This is a genomic window from Desulfobulbus alkaliphilus, assembly GCF_016918545.1.
GTDB lineage: Bacteria > Desulfobacterota > Desulfobulbia > Desulfobulbales > Desulfobulbaceae > Desulfobulbus > Desulfobulbus alkaliphilus.
On the sequence record NZ_JAFFQC010000188.1, the window covers coordinates 1 to 466 of the forward strand.

The window sequence follows — 466 nt, forward strand, 5'->3', positions numbered from 1 at the left end:
CCGCCCAGACCGTGCTCTTCCAGGTAGCGGGCAAACAGGCCACGGAGCACGTGGGGATTGTCGTGCTTGAGGCCATCTGCCATCAGCGCCTTCAGCTCGCCGAGATCGGATTGACGCAGCACGTACTTGATGCGGGAGATGTTGTGGGTGTTCATGCTGAAACGGCGATAGCCCATGGCCAGCAGCAGCAGCACGCCGACCGGATCCCCGGCCAGTTCGCCACAGACCGAGAGCGGCTTCTGGTAGCGATGGGAGGCATCGACTAGCAGTTGCAGGGCGCGGATCACCGCGGGATGGAATGCGTCATAGATGCTGGCGACCCGGGCATTGTTGCGATCCACCGCCAGCAGATACTGGGTCAGGTCATTGCTGCCCACCGACCAGAAGTCGATGAGGGGGGCCATCTCCGGCAGGATGTAGAGGGCGGAGGGCACCTCTATCATCACCTCCAGGCTGGGGTAGCGGA

The 466-nt window shown here is 62.9% G+C and carries 1 protein-coding gene; it reads right to left on the reverse strand.

The genetic code is table 11. The features are described from left to right. Positions 1 to 466, reverse strand: a 466-nt coding sequence (locus tag JWG43_RS18045) for a putative PEP-binding protein (RefSeq protein ID WP_371925222.1), incomplete at both ends; no start/stop codon positions are given.